The organism is Prochlorococcus sp. MIT 1318, from assembly GCF_047304505.1.
GTDB lineage: Bacteria > Cyanobacteriota > Cyanobacteriia > PCC-6307 > Cyanobiaceae > Prochlorococcus > Prochlorococcus marinus_D.
Genome location: NZ_CP138958.1, coordinates 1230592 through 1252112 on the forward strand (window position 1 = coordinate 1230592; position 21521 = coordinate 1252112).

At 48.3% G+C, this 21521-nt stretch carries 18 protein-coding genes and 2 pseudogenes; 7 read left to right on the top strand and 13 right to left on the bottom strand.

Annotated features, from left to right (window positions below):
• Positions 1–24 precede the first annotated feature (24 nt).
• From SIB66_RS06105 to SIB66_RS06125, 5 genes and pseudogenes are all read right to left on the bottom strand, one after another.
• On the bottom strand, positions 25–1407 hold the full coding sequence (locus tag SIB66_RS06105; RefSeq protein WP_063421602.1) for a hypothetical protein: 1383 nt from the start codon (positions 1405–1407) through the stop codon (positions 25–27).
• Complete coding sequence (locus tag SIB66_RS06110; protein WP_063406269.1) at positions 1391–2734, bottom strand: nitroreductase family protein; 1344 nt, start codon at positions 2732–2734, stop codon at positions 1391–1393. The genes SIB66_RS06105 and SIB66_RS06110 overlap by 17 nt, the downstream gene beginning before the upstream one ends.
• Positions 2735–5161: a YcaO-like family protein gene (locus SIB66_RS06115; RefSeq protein WP_063421600.1), complete on the bottom strand. Its 2427-nt coding sequence runs from the start codon at positions 5159–5161 to the stop codon at positions 2735–2737. It lies immediately after the preceding gene.
• A 373-nt stretch (positions 5162–5534) separates the two neighbouring features.
• Positions 5535–5780: a Nif11-like leader peptide family natural product precursor gene (locus SIB66_RS06120; protein ID WP_063406267.1), complete on the bottom strand. Its 246-nt coding sequence runs from the start codon at positions 5778–5780 to the stop codon at positions 5535–5537.
• Positions 5781–5917: 137 nt separating this feature from the next.
• Positions 5918–6325: pseudogene (locus tag SIB66_RS06125) on the bottom strand (ABC transporter permease subunit); the annotation flags it as partial.
• A 286-nt stretch (positions 6326–6611) separates the two neighbouring features.
• On the opposite strand from SIB66_RS06125, the gene SIB66_RS06130 reads away from it, so the two are divergent.
• On the top strand, positions 6612–7319 hold the full coding sequence (locus tag SIB66_RS06130; protein WP_063406266.1) for a helix-turn-helix domain-containing protein: 708 nt from the start codon (positions 6612–6614) through the stop codon (positions 7317–7319).
• A gap of 192 nt (positions 7320–7511) precedes the next feature.
• Here SIB66_RS06130 and SIB66_RS06135 read toward each other — a convergent pair whose 3' ends face one another.
• Positions 7512–9212: a Ppx/GppA phosphatase family protein gene (locus SIB66_RS06135; protein ID WP_236070217.1), complete on the bottom strand. Its 1701-nt coding sequence runs from the start codon at positions 9210–9212 to the stop codon at positions 7512–7514.
• A 53-nt stretch (positions 9213–9265) separates the two neighbouring features.
• Here SIB66_RS06135 and SIB66_RS06140 point away from each other — a divergent pair, with 53 nt between their 5' ends.
• Entirely contained in the window at positions 9266–10159 is an 894-nt protein-coding gene (locus SIB66_RS06140; protein ID WP_063406264.1) for a 4-hydroxybenzoate polyprenyltransferase, read from the top strand.
• A 3-nt stretch (positions 10160–10162) separates the two neighbouring features.
• Positions 10163–11062 carry a S66 peptidase family protein gene (locus tag SIB66_RS06145; RefSeq protein WP_063406263.1) on the top strand — a complete coding sequence of 300 codons (900 nt, stop codon included), beginning with the start codon at positions 10163–10165 and terminating at the stop codon, positions 11060–11062.
• A gap of 538 nt (positions 11063–11600) precedes the next feature.
• Here SIB66_RS06145 and SIB66_RS06150 read toward each other — a convergent pair.
• Both SIB66_RS06150 and ispD read right to left on the bottom strand, forming a co-directional pair.
• Positions 11601–12475: pseudogene (locus tag SIB66_RS06150) on the bottom strand (carbamoyl-phosphate synthase).
• Between the two features lie 436 nt (positions 12476–12911).
• Positions 12912–13589, bottom strand: coding sequence for a 2-C-methyl-D-erythritol 4-phosphate cytidylyltransferase (ispD, locus tag SIB66_RS06155; protein ID WP_063406371.1), 678 nt, complete (start codon positions 13587–13589; stop codon positions 12912–12914).
• Between the two features lie 73 nt (positions 13590–13662).
• Here ispD and SIB66_RS06160 point away from each other — a divergent pair, with 73 nt between their 5' ends.
• Genes SIB66_RS06160 through fabG form a run of 3 tightly spaced genes read left to right on the top strand, consistent with a single transcriptional unit; the run spans position 13663 to position 16378 of the window.
• Positions 13663–14502, top strand: a complete 840-nt coding sequence (locus SIB66_RS06160) for a glycosyltransferase family 9 protein (protein WP_063406261.1) — start codon at positions 13663–13665, stop codon at positions 14500–14502.
• On the top strand, positions 14499–15578 hold the full coding sequence (locus tag SIB66_RS06165) for a potassium channel family protein (RefSeq protein WP_063406260.1): 1080 nt from the start codon (positions 14499–14501) through the stop codon (positions 15576–15578). The genes SIB66_RS06160 and SIB66_RS06165 overlap by 4 nt, the downstream gene beginning before the upstream one ends.
• Positions 15579–15625: 47 nt before the next feature.
• Positions 15626–16378, top strand: a complete 753-nt coding sequence (fabG, locus tag SIB66_RS06170) for a 3-oxoacyl-[acyl-carrier-protein] reductase (protein ID WP_063406259.1) — start codon at positions 15626–15628, stop codon at positions 16376–16378.
• A 23-nt stretch (positions 16379–16401) separates the two neighbouring features.
• Here fabG and SIB66_RS06175 read toward each other — a convergent pair whose 3' ends face one another.
• Entirely contained in the window at positions 16402–16578 is a 177-nt protein-coding gene (locus SIB66_RS06175) for a hypothetical protein (RefSeq protein WP_011825322.1), read from the bottom strand.
• Positions 16579–16707: 129 nt separating this feature from the next.
• Between SIB66_RS06175 and groL the strand changes: the two genes are divergently transcribed.
• Positions 16708–18408: a chaperonin GroEL gene (gene groL, locus SIB66_RS06180; RefSeq protein WP_063421598.1), complete on the top strand. Its 1701-nt coding sequence runs from the start codon at positions 16708–16710 to the stop codon at positions 18406–18408.
• Between the two features lie 130 nt (positions 18409–18538).
• On the opposite strand, the gene SIB66_RS06185 is transcribed toward groL, so the two are convergent.
• From SIB66_RS06185 to SIB66_RS06200, 4 genes are all read right to left on the bottom strand, one after another.
• Entirely contained in the window at positions 18539–19231 is a 693-nt protein-coding gene (locus SIB66_RS06185; protein ID WP_063406257.1) for an N-acetylmannosamine-6-phosphate 2-epimerase, read from the bottom strand.
• A 2-nt stretch (positions 19232–19233) separates the two neighbouring features.
• The gene (locus tag SIB66_RS06190) at positions 19234–19479 is read right to left on the bottom strand and encodes a hypothetical protein (protein WP_063406256.1); all 246 of its coding nucleotides are present in this window, start codon (positions 19477–19479) and stop codon (positions 19234–19236) included.
• Between the two features lie 26 nt (positions 19480–19505).
• Positions 19506–20360 carry an ABC transporter permease gene (locus SIB66_RS06195; protein ID WP_063403670.1) on the bottom strand — a complete coding sequence of 285 codons (855 nt, stop codon included), beginning with the start codon at positions 20358–20360 and terminating at the stop codon, positions 19506–19508.
• Positions 20361–20436: 76 nt separating this feature from the next.
• A complete protein-coding gene (locus SIB66_RS06200) occupies positions 20437–21450 on the bottom strand; it encodes an ABC transporter ATP-binding protein (protein WP_063403669.1) in 1014 nt (337 codons plus the stop codon).
• Positions 21451–21521 lie beyond the last annotated feature (71 nt).

A 21521-nucleotide genomic window follows, 5' to 3' on the forward strand; every position in this document is an offset into this window, starting at 1 on the left:
TTAAGCCTGCTTCTGCTATTCTAATTAAATACCCGATACAACTATTAAATTGCAACTTAATCTATTTTCCGATATTAGACTTAGCCTGAATTCTACATCTTTTATTTTAGCTATATAATCACTGCCACTGCTATTAAATACTTTGTCTAGGTATGGCTTAAGGATGATAGAGTCCATTTCTTTCTCTAGATACATATCAATTCTCTTGCATTCAATTGATTCATAAGATTCGTCATCTTTGCCATAAGCGCACCACCGGCTATCTGGAATAAGATAGTTCGTATGCTCTGTAAATGTCTTTATAGCCTGCGCTAATCTCCAGTTGTTTCCATAATATTCATTCAAGTTTCTTCTTACGCTTGCTCTCAGACCTCTCAGAGAAGAGATCCATTGTGGGCAACAATTCATAAGGTATGTCAGTAAAATTGTGTGATAACTTTCATTATTCTCCAGTTCACTCACATAATTAATCGCTATCAATATTGGCAAAATAGCTAAATGGTTGCCTCCTCTCATGTATAGCCTTGCCATATTTATGCATGAAATGTATTTGTGAAAATTAAGGCTAGCAACTTTCATGATTCTAGATTCATATTCTGCAGCTTTATCAGAGTCATTTAACACCATACAGCAAAATGCTGCTTGGTTAAGTATTAATAAACTTCTCCAATCATTAGTATTTGTAGTCGCCAGCGGTACATATTTTGTGATCGTCTTCATTGCCATGAATGCATTGAACTCGTCTTTTATTGTTATGGTATTTACGTAATCAATCAAATACTCGGTATGATATGAGTGCGTGTTCGCATATAAATAATTTTTGAGTGCCTTAAGTAACGAATACTCTTGTACATCTACAAGCAAGTTACTTAGCTGATCGATATTCGCGGAAATATCCTTAAGACCATGAAATTTGCTTGTTAATATTTCTAGTATCCAGTATTCTATGCAAGTAGATAGGTGCCCATTCATAATATCTTTTTTTATTATTTCATTCAATTCATTCAATCTTGATTTTGACCAATATAGAACCCTCTTGTCACCGAGGCTTCTTTGATGTCCTTCTATATTATTTTGCTCTTTACTCATAATGCCCATGTTCTCTTTTAAACTGCATTCAGTTTGCTCCCAGTAGAGTATTATTGATTCTTTCAGAATATTAAATAGAGGCTGTATTTCAATTTCTTTTCTTCTCTTGGTTGAGACTTTGCTTATTGATGCTTTAATCTTTTCATTTGTTATACCAGGTAATAGGCTCGAATTTAGGAGTTCTTTTCTTAAAATACCTACTAATTGACATGGTTTTTCTTCCTTTATATGCACTAATTCTGGACACCCTATCCCTTCATATTCCATCCAGAAGCTTCTTTCACGGCTATCTCTCTTTTTATTAGATTGATTTGCCAAAACCAACCTCCATTGTTGGTACTAACTTGTATCTATCCGAATTGAGTAGCCCAACAATGTTTTCTGACAATCCTGTTCCTGCTGCGCAACACCCTATATCCATACTTTTGCATGCTTTATAAAAACTAGCTAAGGCACAACCTGTATTTAGCAATGTAAGCCTGTAAGCAATGCTTCTGTATTTGTAGCTTATTAAAGGAAAGTCTGAGACTATTATCAACATGTATCTTGGCACTTCACTTTCTTGCCAGCATTTTTTCATATAATCGAAATTTTCGTAGGCCACACTTGGCATCAATTGTTCATCTTTGAAGCTACCTGTTGAAGGCGAAAATTCCTTCATTTTTATCCTATTGTCTATTCCATCCACTATATGCATTAGAAAATATCTAAGTTCATGTACATTTCCAGCGCTTGGATATGGGCGATGTACCATTCCATAATTAATATCTTTCCCAATACCATCTTCTCTGATATTTACAAACGATCTTCTGAATAATTCAGTCAACTCTTTCTCTTTAATCATGGCCCCTCTTTTTATCGTGATCCTCTGCGAATATGGAGGAGCATTCGATTGATTGTGATATGCAATTGTCTCTGTTAGCACTTCCATGTCTGCCTTCTCTTCGCATTCTAATGGCTTAAATCTGTAATCTCCTCCTCTTTTAATATGATCTGCATGATGCCTCGTCATTGCATCAAAGATCAAATCATGATAATCCCAATATTTCTGCCATTCACTATTGACCAGGCTGAAGAACTTATTTTCTTTCAGTAAATTCCTCAAAATGTAATCATACGATCCTGATGAGTTGCTCTCTAAACAATCTTCTTCCTCATTCAGTAAGCTAGATGCTAGGTTGAAGAATTCACACTTATCTTTTGACTCCCATTCCAATCTTAAATAGCCATGAGAATCTTCTATGACCCAATTGTCACCTTCTTTCCTGATTGTAGTTGTCTTGTTTATGCTTTTAGATTTAGGATGCTTTGAAGCAGTCAAGCATTTCCCCTTTACTGACGATGCCTTGATTTTCCCAAGCTTCTTACCATTATCGCTTAGATCGATGTAGACAACTCCATTGCCAAATAGGTAGTTAATTGTATTTCTGTATTGATAACGCTTCATGATTGGATAACTTTCAATGGTATTAACTATCTCTTCATAGTTTGATTCTCTATCTAATAAATTGCATAGTTGATTAAATTCTTCAATGCTCCAGTTAGGTAGAGTCAACCTTGTCGCTGATGAATTTGTTGTTACCTTTATTTCTGATTCTTGGTAGGAGAGAGTGAACTCTTTCTGCTTTTTAATTGACAATTCCATTTAGAAGAAAAAACCTATTTTATTCAATTCACTTTCTCTCTTCTTTTTTTGCATGTATCCCAACTTAACCGGCATATCGTATAGCCTTCCTTCTGCAAATCTTGGCCAAAAATGTCTCATCCCTGGTACGAATACTTTGGTCACTGGAAAACCAATTGAACTAACTGTATAGTTACTAGCATAAGTTGTCATCCCTGCTTGTTTAAGAGAGTTTAATAGCCATTCCAATTCTTCCTCTATGTACTTAAATTTTATCTCTTCTTTCTCGATATCGTCCTCGCTTAATTCTTTACCATTAAGGTAACTATGGTCTTCAATACTTTGTGTAAGTAGCCAATCCTTCATGATTCTCTCAACGCCTCCATTGCCTTCACCTGGCTTTTCTGTTGCTAGGTAGTATTTCTCGCTAAGTAACATCTGGTACATTTCCGTAATTGCTCTCGATACCGCAACTGTGTAACTTGCATGGCAACCCAATCCAACACATATACACTTCCCATTCTGGCGGTGGCTTATAGCTCCGATAATTGATACATCCAGATCAGTTGGCAGCTTTAATAATTCTAATGTTCTTTGCATACCATTTAGAGAACATCTGACTGAACTTACATACTCACTAATGCTTTTTGGTATAGGAACCTTTTTTAATATTAGTTTGTTATACCACCACATTGCGCAGCTATCTCTCTCAATTATTTCATATATGCCTTGTATTATTGATTCCGATACTGAATTGCCAGAAGACAAGCCATTGCTACAGGCTAATCTCGAATCCTTTTGTAATGCTTCTTTGTAGTTGTAGCCCATCATCGATGTTGGAATCAATTTGCTGCAATTGGGATCCAACATGTTTACTATAGGAGACCAATTCTCTGCTTCATATTGGTCCAGTTTCTTTGGTACCATGTGCATAATACCAAGTACATTCTCATTTATTTCTTCTCGATTGTTATACTGATATTCACTAAATAAGTTAATTTTATTTGGATCAATGGCTATTTCTTGTATGTCACTGTAACTAGCGGTTATAGTAGGAAGCTGAAGCACTGGATGGTTAGCAGAATACCTTTCAATTGCCTCAGCAATGCAGCTGACTTGTGATTGGTATGCTGTCCTACCTTTGCCTGCCGCACTAACGGGATATCCAGTAGCTCGAGCTGAATTCTTAGTGTTTCGTTGAGCCTTATTTGTCGCACCAAATACTCTCCCTGCTCGATATTCAAAAATTTCCTTACTTATTGATGTTAGCTCTACTTTGTCCACTATTCCTGTGACTGAATCTATAAACGGCTTGATTCTACTTCTCGTATCATTAACTGAGCATATTCTATGTCCGCCATCATTCTCTGAACATTTTGGTTGACATCTGACTTTTTTTAGCTTTTCCAAAATAGGGACTTTAAGGTAATTCTGTTGTTTTTCTGATTTCGTTAGCTGTGAATAAAAAGAAATCTTCTGTTCAACCTCATTGTTCGTCATACTGCTGGCTTCTTCCTTTAAAGTTAACTTGTGGATTTTATGTTTCCTGATTATTTCACTTGATTCATTGATTTCTTCGTCATCTATCAATTTATTCATCATTGTCCAAACTATTTTCTGGCTCTCACTTAGGTTGTCCAAATCCTCAATTTCGTATTCTATTATGTGAATTATTCCTTTCATTATTTTCTGCCATTTTGTTTTGTTGTATTTATTTCTATTTGGCACAGTGAATGGTATATTTTCTGATATTAGATGTGTTGCGCCAGCTCTTATTAGTTGCCTTTGATTCATGATTGTTCTGTATTCTTTGTTGTTCGAGTCATGTATAGGTCCGATTTCTATTCGGTCTTTCCCTACAATTACTGGCATGTACAAACTGTCTATATCGAGGGATTCTTTGCCTAGCCCTTGAAGTCTGCTTTCCATTAACTCTATACATATTGATTTGTGACTGTTATGAATTAGCGTTGGGCAATTTTCTCTCAGTTCTGTTGACAGAGTATCTGCAATCCAATCGCACTTATCAAGTTCTTCCTGTTTTTCATGGATTCTGAAACTGTAGTTCTCTAAAACAAACCTTCTGCTTTCATGCAACTCCCTTGAGTGGGAGCTGATTTTTAGTGCGCTTCTTTCTCCTCCATTTGTTTTCAGGTCTTCTATGCGATCCTTGTTTTTGTTGTTTGCTTTTTGCTTACCTTCGATTAAGTTCTTTTTAATTAGCCAATCTTTTAGTATGTATGCTTGGACTTGATAATCGAAATCTCTCAAGCAATTTAATTTGTCTATTGATAGATCGCTATTTATTAGCTCTTCTATGAATCTTGCTGCTAAATCATTGAAAATGTACTCTTCTTTTTCTGTTGTCAAGTAGAGTACATCTTCGTCAAGTGCGTATCCATATGTATTTTGAGTTAATGCATACAAATTTTCTTCTGCTAGTGCCAATCTGTAAGATTATTGCTGTTATGATTATAAGCAGTTTTTTGATTTATGCAGAGCATTTTTACTTCGGCTCTCCCTGCTTTGTCCCTATGTAAAAAATCTAAACAGATGCTTTTACACTTCTCTTTTCTTGAGGTTATTACCTTGAATTCACGCAGTAGTTGTGTTCGCGATGTGATATTGGAGATATTGTAATTTATTTATTGTATTTGATCTGATTGTTAAGGCAAGTAGGTTCATTCTATTTGTATTTATCCGGTAGTTTCTTGGCTTTTATTTTCGCATTGTTTTTTAGTTGTCAAGCTATTATTGGACTGTATTCAAGCATATTATTGTACTGATCTAATCATGCTTGAATACAGTATTTTGTTGCCGATTAGCAACAGCAACAGCAGGCATTTCCTCCGCCCATTGCAGCCGAAAGCTGTTCAGGTGTCATGTGTTCTGAGAAGTATGTCTCAAACTGTTCTGCTGTGAAATTGTAGCCAGCTTTTTTGGCGATCTCGACGCATTCCTGTGAAGACTTCGCATTGCACAGAGCTTTTTCGATACCTAGCCAACCTTCTCCTCCTTCGACTGAAAACAGCTCATTGACTGTTGCTGGTGCGGGATGTACGGACATGGATCTCCTGGCCCTGATTTATTCGGAACTTTGTTCCGTACTTCTTTATAGCTGGTACCCTAGGTGAACAGTTGATCCTCTTAAGATTTTATTGCGGAAATCGACAATCGATGTGAGCTTTGTTTTTTATAATTGCTTTAGTATTTAATTCGTGGATTAAGTGCACACACAAGAAGATCAACCGCAACGCTGATTAGAACCACTAAGGCGCCAAAAAAAACAATAATCCCTTGCAGAACTGGTTAGTCGTGCTGGCTGATCGCCTCTTGTAAGCGTAAAGCGATACCAGGCCATGAAAAGTTGACTTCAATCAGCAAGGCTCCGCCTATTAGCGAGGCCACGGTGATGCCTGCAATGGTCAGAACAAGTAGCAGGGCATTGGGTAGAGCATGGCGGATAATGACTTGCTTCTCGCTAAGGCCTCTGCTGCGCGCTGCTTCCACCTAATCCGATCGCAGGGTGCGTTGCGGGTTCATCCGAAGGCCGTTGCTAAAAATACCACTTAGTAACAGGCCAAGAGTGCTTGCGGGCAGCACCTGAGATCTTCGTTGCTACTGGAAAAGAGCGGGTGTGCCTTGTACATGCTCTTTTATGCAGATTTTATGCACTAGCTGCTAAAGTGGTTGCAATCACAGGCGAGAGCCTGCCTTCACACGGAAGGGTTCGATGGCTCGAATCCCCATCGCCCATAAGTGTTAATGCCAAGTATTTGCTTGATCTGTTCATCATCAAAACCATTTGATCACATATACATGGGATCAAATGATGCCTGACAAGCTCAGTGCTTCCAACTAAGGTCAAATGCATGCAGGTCAACACTCCTCTCCCTTAATGCCGGAGCACCCTCAGGACTTCTTGAGTGACCAATCCCACTCAGAGCAACTCTCCACACCATTGATTCAAGTTGGCGCTTTGCTTAGAGAAGCCCGCGAAAAACGGGGGTTTTCAATAGCAGAAATCGCGGGAAGTCTTCGAATAGGCAAAGAGCAACTAATAGCCCTGGAGAATGGAAACAAAGACCTACTACCTGAGCCGGTTTTTATCAGAGCCATGGTGCGCCGGGTCGCCGAGCGACTCAACCTCGATGCGACTGCTCTTGTAAAGCAAATTCAGGTCTTCATTCCCTCAAGCTCCGAAGCCCTACACGAATCAAAAAGCAAAGCGTCTCGTCCAAAGCTAAAAGTGATACCTGCATTGGCCTTTTTGGGAGGATTAATTGGATTGACTGCAGCAGGACTAGCCATCACTTATTACAGCAACCCCAACACCTTTACCCGCATCCAAAGAAGCGTCAATAACGCAATCATTTACATCAACAACACAGCCGAAGGCATGATCTTTGGGTCTTCAACTCGATCCAATGATGTAAAAGATGAGCCTAAGGACACCAAGCTAATCTCTCAGCCTGCAGATGCAACACCTACCCAAAATTTGCCATCAACATCTCCATCAGGGTTAAAAAAAACAAATAATAATCAACCAGCTTCAACTGTACAGCCAAAAACACAGCCAGGTGGCAACCCCAACCCCCAACAGTGAAGCTGAGATTATTTTTGAAGGCGCCCTTAGCCAGCCGTTCAGCTATCCATTAGAGGAAGGCCTAGAAATCTATGTAGGGCATCCTGATCTGATTCATATAACTCATAATCGAACACCGCCTACTACTCTGAGCACAATCAGAAAGATCCGCTGGCATCAATTAACCAACAACAACCTAATACTGAACTAAGTTCACTCCTTAACGACAACTTTCATGGTTACGCCGCTTGCTTCTTTCACAACCGAAGCACAGCTCTTCAAGCTCCATTGTTCAAGGCTGAGATTCTGATTCAATCCTTCCGGCACTAGTTCAAAGACAACCTGATCATCATCAGCGGACTCCACTCTTATTGCAGCCACCACTGGCTCAGGACGGCGATCAATGGCTGCTGCTAATCGCAGCAACAAAGCCATCTCGGCAACGAGACGACGATGCTCCCGGGTGGCTAAAGCCTGCCATTCCAGATGACGCTTCTTGGGAAGACTGCGGCGGTGATAGCGCGCAATAGCCGCAACCATCAAATGCTCCGCTTCCGAATAGCCGAGCAACTCGCCATGACGAATCAGATACCAGGAATGCTTGTGATAAGCACTGAGATTGATGTGCTGACCACAGGCATGCAACATTGCCGATGCCCAAAGCAGATCCCGACCACCTCCATCATCTTGATGAAGAACACCATGTGTGTGGTCGTAAAGGCTGAGCGCATGGCTGGCTACACGCTCTGCACGGCGGTGATTCACTGCAAAACGCTGCACCTGATGAATCACGGTGCGCTGACGAATACTGCTCTGAAAACTAAAGCGATCCTCCAGTAGGCCATGTCGCAGCATCCAGTCAACGATCAAGCCCTCCCTCAGAGCCCTTTCACTCAGCACCAGCTCATCAGCAGCAAGCATCTGCATGGCGGTTTGAAGAATCAACGCACCCGGAACGATGATTTCGGCACGGCGATCATTAATAGGCGTCTGGATGCGACGCTGCTCAGGCGTCATCGCTATCAGCTTCTCAACCAGGCCATCAAGCCGCTGCCGGGTGATTCGATAGCCATGCAATCTCAACGGAGGGCGATCGTCTTCGCTAGCCAACAAAGCACCGATGGCCATGGCGGTTCCACTAGTGGCAACCATCACAGGGCTCTCCCCAGGCTTGATGCGACGGCAGACCTTATCAACAGCTGGCTCTAAAGAACCCTGGATAAATGTCTGCAAAAAGGAACGCCGTTGAGGGGGGATTGGTTCATGCTTGACAAAATCCCTCTGTAGCCGAACCGCACCAACCCGCGTGCTTGTCAGAGCACGAGCATCGCGACCATCCGCGAGGATGAGCTCTGTGGAACCGCCACCGATATCGATCAAAAGATGGGGACACTCCCCAAAAGGCATGCCAGACAAAACACCCAAATAGATCAGTCGTGCTTCCTCAGCACCGCTCAACAGATCCACCTCAATGCCGAGCTGATCCTGAATTCGTTGCAAAAAATCTCGCCCATTTGAAGCTTCACGTACTGCGCTAGTCGCCGACGCAACCACCTGCTCCACCTGATGGCTGGCGGCTAGCTCCTTAAAACGTTTGAGTGTCTCAAATACCCGCTCCATAGCAGGACCCGTGAGCTCTCCAGAGTCAGGGTCTCGCTCACCAAGTCTGGTGGTTGATTTCTCTGCAAGATCAATGCTGAAGGTGTGCAGAGAAGGATCAACCGACGCCACCAAGAGATGGGTGGAATTGGTTCCAATATCAATCGCGGCAACGTTGCGGAGCTCTCGCTCAGAACGGAGCTGACCAGCACTGACGTACCTGGCCTCCTCCTGCTCGACATCAACCACACCGAAAGGCAATGGCTCGACACCTGGCATGAAGTACAGGAGCCTGGAACAAGACCACTTTGCCATCAGTCAACGATGTCTGGAGGTCCCTCACTAGGGTTCTTCAAAGCCAGAAGCCCGTGACCATCAGATCCGTCTCCAATGGCTTAAGGCAATGGCTAGAGCTGCTGCGATGGCACAAACCCAGTGGTCGGCTCATCCTTCTCGTGCCAGCAGGTTGGAGCCTTTGGCTCACTCCAGATGCACCTCCTTTAGCAGGGCTTGTGAGTCTGATCGTCGTTGGAGGTCTGATGGTGAGCGGCGCCGGTTGCATTGCCAATGATCTCTGGGATCGACGCATTGATCGCCAGGTGGAGCGCACCAGGGAACGGCCACTAGCGAAAGGCAGCATTCGAATTTCCACTGCTGTGGGCTTATTGATTGTGTTATTGCTGCTCAGTCTTTTGGTCGTGGCCTCCCTGCCAACGCCAAGCCAGCGCCTATGCCTTGCCCTAGCCATCCTGGCCTTGCCACCGATCCTGCTCTACCCCTCGGCCAAGCGCTGGTTTGCCTATCCACAAGCGGTGCTTGCCCTCTGCTGGGGGTTTGCTGTACTGATCCCCTGGGCAGCAAGCCAGGCCAATCTCAACGGAGGCTGGCCACTGCTGGGCTGCTGGTTGGCCACTCTGATGTGGACGTTCGGCTTTGACACGGTTTACGCCATGGCGGATCGTCGTGACGACGCCAACCTGGCCTTAAAAAGCAGTGCTTTGAGCTTGGGGAGCCATGCACTTAAAACTGTCGCGTTTAGTTATGCACTGGCCTGCACCTTTTTGGCTAGTGCAGCAGTGAGCGCAGGAGTGGGCTGGGCCTTTTGGCCCTTCTGGCTCATCGCCAGCATCGGCATGCAAAAAGAAACGTGGACCCTGCGAGGTTCCAATCAACCAATGACGACCTACGGGCAGCACTTTCAGCATCAAGTTCTGCTAGGCGCAATGTTGCTGCTCGGTTTGATCCTGGGGCGCATCAGCTGAATCATGGCGCAGCTCCGATCTGACCTGCTCACACCAGCGCTTCAACGTGGCGACGAGGTGGTGACAGTGGCTGCGAGTTCAGCGCTGGAGGATGAACAATCACTGCTTGAAGGCCTCAAAGTCCTTGAAGAATGGGGATTAGTCAGCCGGCCTCAGCAAGTGAGTGAACGCCGCTGGGGCTACCTAGCGGGCAAAGATGCCAGCCGCCAGCGCGATCTAAATTCTGAGTCCCCTGCTGCTCTGATGGCGTGTGCTCGTGGCGGCTGGGGAGCTGCACGTTTACTGGAACACAAGCAAACCTGGCAACCAGGCTGGCTAATGGGGTTTTCAGATGTCACCGCCCTGCTCTGGGCACGCTTGGCGGCCGGGTTCGACGGCTGCGTGCATGGCCCCTTGCTCACCACACTTGCCAAGGAACCAGCCTGGAGCCAAGCCCGGCTGCATGATCTTCTCTTCGGCAAACACATCCCAGACCTTGAAGGGCAGTCCTGGATGGGTGGAGTGGCTAGCGGGCCCTTGGTGGTCGCCAATCTTACTGTGGCCTCCCATTTGCTAGGCAGTAGCCATGTACCCGATCTCAAGGGTGCAATCTTGATCCTGGAAGATGTTGAGGAAGCGCCCTATCGCATCGACCGCATGCTGACCCACTGGCGCCTCGCAGGCCTACTACAAAGACTGGCCGGCCTCGGATTCGGCAGCTTTGAGGGGTGTGAAGCACCTGAACAGATTCCCGGGGATCAAACCTTCCAACTGGAGGAAGTATTAAAAGAACGCAGTAGTGATCTCGGTATTCCTGTCGTCGGCCAACTCCCAGTTGGTCATTGCTGCGGCAATGCTGCATTACCGCTTGGACGACAAGCTCAGCTTGACGGCAGCCATGGCCGGCTCAGCTTGCTGAGCTAAACAAAGCAAAGCTGGCCATCAATCAGTAGTGCGCTCACGCTGTGATTGATCCGCAAGGGATGGACTGGCCAGGCATGCAGCAGCTCTAGTTGTGGCATGAAGCAGCCATTGAATGAGAACTAGATTGAAAACCAGCGCCTGTCATTGATCAAGGCTTGCCCCGCTATGCCATGAGCCTTAAACAATTTAATGGCATTGAAGATTGCGATCTTGAGCTGGGCTTATGCTGGCTAATTGAGGGGGTAAGAATATTGGCTAGGGCTAATAAGTTGATGTCTGACCTTGCAATGTAGAGCAGATATTGCCAGACTTCGCTTCTATTATTTACTTGCCTATCTAAGCACCTAATGACAAACAATATGTCAGCTATTTAATAGCCATCTCTCTGCTTTTAGGGGCATTCTGAGCAGAGAAAAAATCGATTCGCCCAACACTCAAGCTAATTTACGGGACCCCAGTCACCTGGATTACTTCTTGGATCTCCAGTACAATAATCTATGGAGGCAATGGAATTGAAAATATGGGATCCTTTATAGGCTTACTTGAAGGTCTGGATGGTTTGACCATCCTTAGGATCGAAACATTTGCATATCTTTCCGGCTGCATCATGAACTCGGATATTCCTGTTTTTAACGCTTTATTTGTTGACTTTTGCCAAGCTTTCTTTTCACTGACAAATGCTGAGCTATTGTTGCCAAGTCGATAGCTGATATTCCCTGAAACTCTGGTCTCAAAGGCTTCTTCATAGGAGAGATTGACCCCAGCGGTTAAACCATCGGCGATCAGACAATCCAGCTCGACTTGCACGCCCGAACCATCAGCCTCATCAAGATCACCTTGCTGGTAGTCGTAATCAACAGGCATGAGGGCATAGGCATTGAAGTTCCAGGTATCGGATACAGCTTCTAAAGCTGCTGCGATCTGCTGGAAGAAGGCACTTTCCTTGTCGTAGAGAGTGACGCCTGAATCAGCATTACCTGTATTTATCGGCCGGCTGTCATAGCTAGCATTGATGCCATACATCCAGCTGCGGTCGCTATTCAGCCAGCGATAACCAAGCCGTGAGGAGGTGCTGACGGTTGTGCCAGCCACATCAGTGTTGATGCTGCTGCTGGTGCCGTCGTAGTTAGAATTTGGCTTTGGCTAAGGCATCAATAAGCCAAACACTGTTCTCCCCAACAGCAATTGTAAAAACGCTCCAATACCAGCTTGATTGGGTGTGCCTGCTCCTTGCAATGCACCTTGAAAGCCCCAGTTGAAGCGCATAGCGTCTTTGAGGCTGATCTCCATCACCCCCAGATCATCTGCATTGCCGTCTTCTTCTTGAGCAGCCACAGGCTGGATGGGAGTATTGGCTATAGCGAGTGCAACAGCACTAGTGAGCGATAAGGAGAGGCGAATCGAACGCTGCAATGGGATTGAACGCTTAATAGATCACTCATTTTTTAAGATGTTTTTGGTTCAGCTATCAGCCCACATCACCTGCAGTAATCGATCTCACCAGGTAAACAGTGACTGCCATGGGCTTGGGATGTTCGCCTCAATCAAATTCCAGAAGAGTGGCATCAAGTTGCCATCAAGTTCCGCAGGGCTAATGGCATTCGAAATGGTGATCTTCAGTTCAGCTTTTGTTGGTTAACTAAAGAGATATAGACATTTGTTAGAGGTGGGGAATTAACTGCTTTTACAATGACAAGGAGCTTAGATCAAGTGAAACACCAACCCATTGAAAAGTTGGCTGAGCAATTAAAAGTTTTTGCAGTTTTAATCTGTCTCAAGGCAATAAAAGCAAAATTATTGACAGCCAATCCAATATTGAAGCCATCGCCTATTGATCACAAACAGATTCCTATTTTGCTCTCAGTGCAATCACTGCCTCGGCTACGGTGAGATCAAACGGAGTTGTGACTTTGATATTGGCAGGACTGGCCTCCAATACCTGCACCGGCCATCCCAGGCGTTCATAAAGAGAGGCGTCGTCAGTCACTGTCCAACCCTTGGCCTGAGCCTCAGCATGACCTTGCTTGAGCTGCTCCACAGCAAAGCCCTGCGGAGTCTGGGCTGCCCAAAGTTCCGCACGATCTGGTGTGCCCGTAATGATCCCTTGACCATCAACGCGCTTGATCGTGTCGGTAACCGGAGTTGCAGCAATCACAGCTTCGCCAGCCACCACCGCCTCAGCGCAGCGATTGATCAAAGCCGCTTCAGCTAAACATCTAGCCCCATCATGAATAAGAACATGCTGCGCAATTGAAGGCAAAGCCTGTAATCCACGCTCTACGGATTCCTGCCTTGTGCTGCCCCCCTCAATCCAAACAACGGGTTTGGCTGCCTCAGCCAACAACTCCATGATCATTTCTCGGTCCACAGGTTGGCCAACAATGCCAACCCAAGTGATCGAATCGGCTTCCATCACCGCATCAATCGTCCAAGCAAGAACAGGGCGTCCTGCCAGAGGCAAAAGCAATTTGTTGCGATCCGCTCCCATACGGCTTCCGCTTCCTGCAGCGACAATCAACAGATGCATATGCGCCTCCTGCCGCAAGCAGGCTGAAACCTCCTCCATACAATCAGCTCGCAACGCCTCTGCCTCTGGATCGATGCGTGTTCTCGCCCTCAGTCCGGGTCCTTTAATCCAACAGCTTCAGAGGCTTCCAGCCCTAGCAGCCGCAGCCAACCAGCTGCAAGGCAAACTGCAGCTGGCCTGCGATCCCACCCATCAAGCTTTGTGGAGTCTGTTGCCAGCGATAGAAAAGGTAATCCCAATCGCTTTTGACTCCAGCCCATCCCTCGCCGACTGGACCAATCTGCTCGGATCTGTAAGAGAAGGCGATTTTCAAGTTTGCTTCAACTTCGCCCAAGGGCAACAAGTGAATTTGATGCTCTCAATGAGCCACATCCCTATCAGGATTGCGGAACAAGGCTTTGCACGCACAGTCCTCGTTGAGCCCAGCAAAGGTTGGCCTGCCCAACAATTGGACTGCTACCTCCAAGCGATTGGCCTCACTCTTGACGCCGATAGCTTCCGGCTGTTCCTGCCAGACGACAGCCTTCAGAAGGTTCGGGATCAACACCCGACTGGAGAGGGCCCCCTCCTACTGCTGGCTCCAAATGGCAACGATGGAGACTGGCCAACTCAGCAATGGTTAACCCTTCCAAAGACAATCAAAGGCAAATTACCCAATCTCAGAAGCATCACGCTGCCTTTAAAAGCACCCCTAATCCATCGCGCTGCTGAAGTGGCCTGCGCTGATGTCGTACTCAGCAGCTGTCCAATCACCCAACTGCTTGCTGTTTATACAGGCGTTCCTTTAGTTGCCCTAGGCACTCCAGCCGACGCCTTACCGAAAAGAGATGAAATCCGTTGCCTGGGTGCCAGTCATGCAGACATCAACTCAATCAACCAGCAGGAGGTTCTCATCGCACTTGGCTTCCAATGAAAAGTTGGTGGTACCCATTCAGACGAGGTCCGCTTGCAAGCCTGCCGTTGCGAGTACTCGCCAAACCCTGGCTAGGGCCAATCCTGGCCCTGGCGGTGGTGATATTGGTAGGAGCCTTGGGCTATCGCCTCACCGAAGGATGGGACTGGGGAGATTGTCTCTGGATGGTGCTCATCACCATCAGCACCATCGGTTATGGGGAGGTGGAGCCGCTCTCGCAAGCTGGGCGACTGGTCACTGTGCTGATCATTGCCGGGGGGGTGGTCGTGGTTCAGCTCACGATTCAACGGGCACTACGGCTGACAGAATCCGGCTACTTCCGCCAGCTGCGGGAGCTGAGGTTTCGCAGGGTCTTGCGGCGTATGCGTGATCACGTCATTGTCTGCGGTTACGGCCGCATCGGCCAAGAAATCACCTCAAAACTGCAACTCGAGCAGGTCCCAGTGCTTGTCGTGGAAATAGATCCAGCCAACAAACAAGCAGCAGAAGAACAAGGCCTGAACGTTTTACAAGCTGATGCCACCTTGGATGAAACGTTGCTTGAAGCTGGCTTAGACCATTGCCGCAGCCTGGTAGCTGCTTTACCCAGCAATGCAGCAAACCTCTATGTGGTCTTAAGTGCCAAAAGCATGCGACCCCACTGTCGACTGATCTCACGGGCCGATAGTGAAGAAGCTGCCGTCAAGCTGAAACTGGCAGGTGCCAGCGTGGTGGTGAGCCCCTATGTCGCCGCAGGCCGCACCATGGCTGCCACAGCGCTACGCCCCCTAGCTGTGGACTTCATGGATCTGTTGGCTGGATCGGATTATGAAATCGAAGAATTCCAACTCAGCCAAGACCCACTGAAGTTCAACAAACTGAGCCACCGCAGCCTGGCAAAACTTCAACTGGGCCGACGCAGTGGAGCAATGGTGCTGGCCATCCGAGACGGCTGTTCCCTGATGGCCAACCCCAGTAGCGAAGTCGAACTGGCCCCAGGTCAGTTACTTGTCGTCCTAGGCAGCAAAGCTCAACTCATCCGCTTACGTGAATTACTCGGCGAAGCATTGGACACCATCGAAAGGATGGCTAGTTGAGAAGAACTGCAATGGGTCCGTACGATCCTGCGAGAACGAATCACGCCATGACCTCTCCTACTCCACTAACTGGCCAAACCGCCCTGGTCACAGGAGCCAGTCGCGGGATCGGTCGTGCTGTAGCCCTTGCCCTCGCAGAGGCAGGCGCAGAAGTGGTCGTGAACTACTCAAGCTCAGCTGATGCAGCAGAAGAAGTTGTTCAAACGATCACCAGCAACGGTGGCTCTGCCTATGCCATCAAAGCCAATGTGGCAGAAGAAGACGCCGTAGACCAACTGATCAAAACCGTGCTTGAACGCAGCAGCAGCCTGGATATTTTGATCAACAATGCAGGCATAACTCGCGATGGCCTGTTGATGCGAATGAAAACAGAAGACTGGCAAGCCGTGGTCAATCTCAACCTCACAGGAGTGTTTCTATGCACGCGGGCTGTTGCTCGCACGATGCTTAAGCAAAAAAGCGGCAGAATTATCAATATCACCTCCGTGGTGGGCCTGATGGGCAATGCAGGCCAAGCCAATTACGCAGCAGCCAAAGCTGGAGTGGTGGGCCTCACGAAAAGTACAGCCAAAGAATTTGCCAGCCGAGGAATCACTGTCAATGCAGTAGCCCCAGGTTTCATCACAACAGACATGACAAAAGAGTTGGATTCAGAACCGATTCTTGCCGCTATCCCCTTGGGCTCCTTTGGCACCCCAGAGCAAGTCGCTGCAGCTGTGCGCTTCTTGGCAGCCGACCCTGGAGCGGCTTACATCACTGGACAAGTGCTACAAGTTGATGGCGGCATGCTGATGGGCTGAAAAGCTACTGCTGGATCAGACTTTCAGGATTCCAGCGGCTGTCCCAGTTCATCTCGCAAGCGCCGAATGCGCTGAAGGAGTCTTAAACGTCTGCTCCTGGCAGTGGCTGTCAGGAAGAGACGCAAGGGCACATACACCAAAGCCATGATTCCGGCCAGGCCGGCCATGATCACGAAAAACAGCGCCCCAGTGTCATTCATAGCTGGACCATACCCAGCCAATCCCCTGCAAGCACACCCATAACAGCAAGGATTCGGCTTTCCCCACTTATGCCCCCTCGCCCGCAGTGAACGTCCTATGGGACATTGACGGACGGGTACCAGCAGACCATGGCCAAACTCCTCAGTTTTTCGGATGACTCCCGCAGTGCGCTTGAGCGCGGTGTCAATTCCCTAGCCGATGCCGTGCGCGTCACCATCGGCCCCCGTGGCCGCAACGTGGTGCTTGAGAAAAAATTTGGCGCCCCAGACATCGTTAATGACGGCGTCACCATCGCCAAAGAGATCGAACTTGACGATCCATTTGAAAACCTTGGTGCCAAGCTGATTCAACAGGTCGCATCCAAGACAAAAGACAAGGCAGGGGATGGCACCACAACCGCCACCGTGCTTGCCCAAGCGATGGTGCATGAAGGCTTACGCAATGTGGCCGCTGGCGCGAGCCCAATCGAACTGCGTCGTGGCATGGAAAAGGCCGTGGCCCAATTGGTAGAAGAGCTTGCCCAGCTCAGTCAAGCTGTTGGAGGTAATGCCATCCATCAGGTCGCCACTGTCAGCTCAGGGGGAGACCAGGAAGTGGGCCGGATGGTGTCTGAAGCCATGGACAAAGTAAGCGCCGATGGTGTGATCACCGTTGAGGAATCCAAATCCCTCGCCACTGAACTAGAAGTCACTGAAGGCATGGCCTTCGACCGCGGTTACAGCTCCCCTTACTTTGTTACCGATGGAGACCGTCAGATCTGCGAATTTGAGAATGCCCTGCTGTTGCTCACAGACCGCAAGATCAGTTCAGTTTCCGATCTTGTGCCCATCTTGGAAAGCCTGCAGAAAAGTGGCTCCCCTCTCGTCATCATTGCTGAGGAGGTAGAGGGTGAGGCCCTTGCCACCCTGGTCGTCAACAAAAACAGAGGTGTCTTGCAGGTAGCAGCTGTTCGTGCACCATCCTTCGGAGATCGCCGCAAAGCTGCCCTGGCCGACATCGCAGTTCTAACTGGGGGAACTGTCATTAGTGAAGACCGCGCCATGACCCTTGAGAAAGTCAGCCAAGACGATCTAGGGCAGGTCCGACGAATCACAATCAGCAAAGACAACACAACCATTGTCGCCAAGGATGAGAACCGCGATGCCGTGAATGCCCGCGTGGCCTCTATCAAAAGAGAATTAGATGAAACTGACTCCGAATACGACCGCGAGAAACTCAATGAACGCATTGCCAAGCTGGCCGGTGGTGTAGCCGTCATCAAGGTTGGGGCCCCTACCGAAACGGAACTCAAAAACCGCAAGCTGCGAATTGAGGATGCGCTCAACGCCACCCGTGCTGCAGTTGAAGAGGGGATTGTGGCAGGTGGTGGCACCACGCTCCTGCGATTAAGCAAAGGGCTGAGCAAACTGGCCGAACAGCTCAACGGCGATCAACGCACCGGCGTAGAAATTGTGCAGCGAGCACTCTCCGCACCTGCACGCCAGATTGCTATCAATGCTGGCGAGAATGGTGATGTAGTGATCTCTGAGATGCAACGCCTTAACAAGGGCTTTAACGCCATCTCCAGCACCTACGAAGACCTTTTGGAAGCAGGTATTCTCGATGCCACCAAAGTGGTGCGCCTGGCACTTCAGGACGCAGTCTCAATAGCTTCGATGATGGTGACCACAGAGCTCGTGATTGCAGACAAACCCGAACCTCCTGCTCCCGCCGGCGATGGCGGTGGAGACCCGATGGGTGGAATGGGTGGCATGGGTGGCATGGGTGGCATGGGTGGCATGGGTGGCATGGGTGGCATGGGTGGCATGGGAATGCCAGGCATGATGTAGTCCGGCCCAAAGCTTTCCCTAGGGCTACAAAAAGAACGCCGTCACAACGCATGGACAAGTCTCATGCGTTGTGGCTCTACCTGGACAAGTCACGTCCCACAATTCGATTGATGCCAAAAAGCTTTGGAAGTTAAGCCGCCAATGTTCGGCAATAGTTTTCCACCTGCAGGTCTACACCGGTAATCGCTGTACCGACTACCACCATGTCTGCACCTGAAGAAAGTGCTTCTAGTGCTATCTGAGGAGAATCAAGCCCGCCTTCGCAGATGAGCTTGACATCTGAATCAAGTTGCTGCCGCAACGGCCCCAACAAACACAAACCTGGAGGCCGCTTAACAGCAGTTTCTTCGGTATAGCCATAAAGAGTGGTGCCTACCAGGCTGCAACCAAGCTCTGCTGCACGTAAACCATTTTCGATCGTATCGACATCTGCCATCAGAGGAGCTCCCAAATCTTCCCGAACCCGACTCACCAGCTGCTCAAGAGTGATCCCCCCTGGCCGATGACGCTGCGTAGCATCGAGAGCTACGACATCTGCTCCCGCCGACCAGACAGCCTGAACCTCCTCCCATCCTGGCGTGATGTAGACAGCACTATCAGGGAAGGAACGCTTCCAAAGCCCAATAATCAAGGCGTCCGGACAACGGCGTCGAACAGCACCAATGTGTTCCGGACTTTCCAAACGCACCCCAACCGCGCCATTGCAAAGACTGGCTTCAGCCATGGCCGCAATCACCTGAGGATGACGCATCGGTGAACCCTCAGGCGCCTGAACAGAGATAATCAACCCCCGTCTGAGAGTTTCAAAAGCAGGCAAAGACATGCTCAGGATGCTTTCAATAACTGTGCATTCGTGATTGGCGAGCAATGATGCGGCAAATGGTTTAGAGCAAAAGCAGGAGAAGGTAGGACTAACAACGAGTTCAGGACCGTCGGGACTTGCTCCGACAGAGACTCCTGCCCTTGAACGAAAACCTCTAAACAGTCCTGAAAATCAAAGAACCCTTGCATCTGCCAAAGGCTCAGCAATGTCGTGACGCAATAGCGATACCCCTGCTGGACGTCAAGCATGGCAAGCAGTGGAGTGGTGCACTAAATCAGGCGAGTTTACGGTTCAACAAAGGACGAATCATCAGGAACAAGCCAACGGTGACCACCATCAACACGGTCAAACATCCATAACCACTCACAGTCCCGTAAGGAGCATCAAGCAGAACGGCACCAAGATCAAGCGGACCGGCATAGGCAGCTCGTATGGGCTCAATCGCAAAAGTAAGAGGATTTAGGGCCGCAAGCCAGCCAAGCCAACCAGGCATAAAAGAAAGCGGCGCCAGAGCCGTGCTCGCAAACAACAAAGGCAAATTGGCCACAAAGATCACCGCAATCAATTCAATGTGACCTGGCAGAGCAAAAGCCAGGCCAAGGCTCAAGGCAGTGAACGCAAAAACCAGCAACAACAAGGTGAACAACACCAAGACCAGTCCCGAAACACCTGGCCAGCCGTAACCCAGCAAGGCAGCCGTTGCCATGATCGCCAGGCTCTGCAGAAGACTTAGAGATGTGATGTAGATCACAGAAGCAAGCACGATCGAGCTGCGACTGCGCAGCGGAGCCACCAGAAGACGGTTTAAAAAACCAAATTCACGATCAAACATCACTGGCAATCCAGCATTGAGTGCACCACTGAACGCGGTGAACACAATCACACCAGCCCCTAAGAACCGCCCGTAGCTCATGCCTCCTGGCAACAAACCATCCGGAGCATTAGAGAACAAAGCACCAAACAACACCAACCAGATCAAGGGCTGAAGGATGCCAGCAATCAAGGTCGAAGGGCGTCGCAACAGCTGCAAGAAAAGTCTGCGAGTGAGGGCCAAAGTTTCCTGCACAAGATCAACCAATGGCCCCTGCTCTGCAGCACGGGTAGTAACAGCGGCAACAGGGCTAGTCATGGAGTGACTGTCAGCAGAACGAATGAGAAAAGGGTGGATTAAGGCAGATCCAACTCAATAAAACGAACGAAAGGGATCAACGCATCGCTTTTTTACGCTCCAGCTTTGAGTCTCGTTGACCAGCTACAGCTAACTCAGCGTCCATCAGGGTTCGGCCAGTGGCCTGCAAATAAACATCATCCAAGCTCGGGCGACTGTGAGCGAGGGCAAAGACAGGCAACTGAGCACCATCAAGTTGCTCACGCAAACGAGGCACAACCTGTTCATTCTCTACAACAAGGTTGAGGGAAAAACCCTGTACCCGATTGACCACCACCTGTCGCACACCATCCACACCTTGGAGAAGCTGCCTGACCTGCTCGGCCTCACGATCATCGCTGAATTCCTTCACACGCAGAGTCACCCGATCACCTCCAAGTTGCTGCTTGAGCTGATCAGGAGTTCCCTCTGCGATCACTCGCCCGTCATCAATGATCGCCATCCGATCAGCAAGGGCCTCAACCTCCTCAAGGTAATGACTACTAAGGAGCACGGTGGTGCCTTGGGCCCTCAACTCACGCAACAATTGCCAAATCGCTGAACGACTCTCGATGTCCAAACCAACGGTGGGCTCATCCAACACCAGCAACTGTGGTTGATGCAACAAACCTGAGGCCAGGTCTATCCGGCGACGCATGCCACCCGAATAGGTGCCGCAACGTCGATCAATCCAATCCTGCATGCCAAGGCAATCAATCAATTCAGCAATGCGTCCATCCCTATCGCTAGAGCGCAAGTGATACAAATCCCCCTGCAACTGCAACAACTCCCGACCTGTGAGGATCTTGTCGATAGCAACCTCTTGTGCCACATAGCCCAATTCGAGCCGTACAGCACGAGGATCACTTAAAGCATTGAGGCCAGCCACGCTGACCGTGCCTGAATCAGGAGCCAGAAGGGTGCAAAGAATCCTGAGAGTGGTTGTTTTGCCTGCACCATTTGGACCAAGCAAACCATAAAGACATCCCCGAGGCACCTTGAGGCTGAGACCTTTTAGGGCTTGAACCGTTCCATAGGACTTCTCAAGCTGCTTCAGTTCAATCATCGGCATCAAGAGGGAACGTAGTACAAGTCTTAAAAATCTAGGCAGCTGTATAGAGCTACCAGACCCTCCAGGGGGTC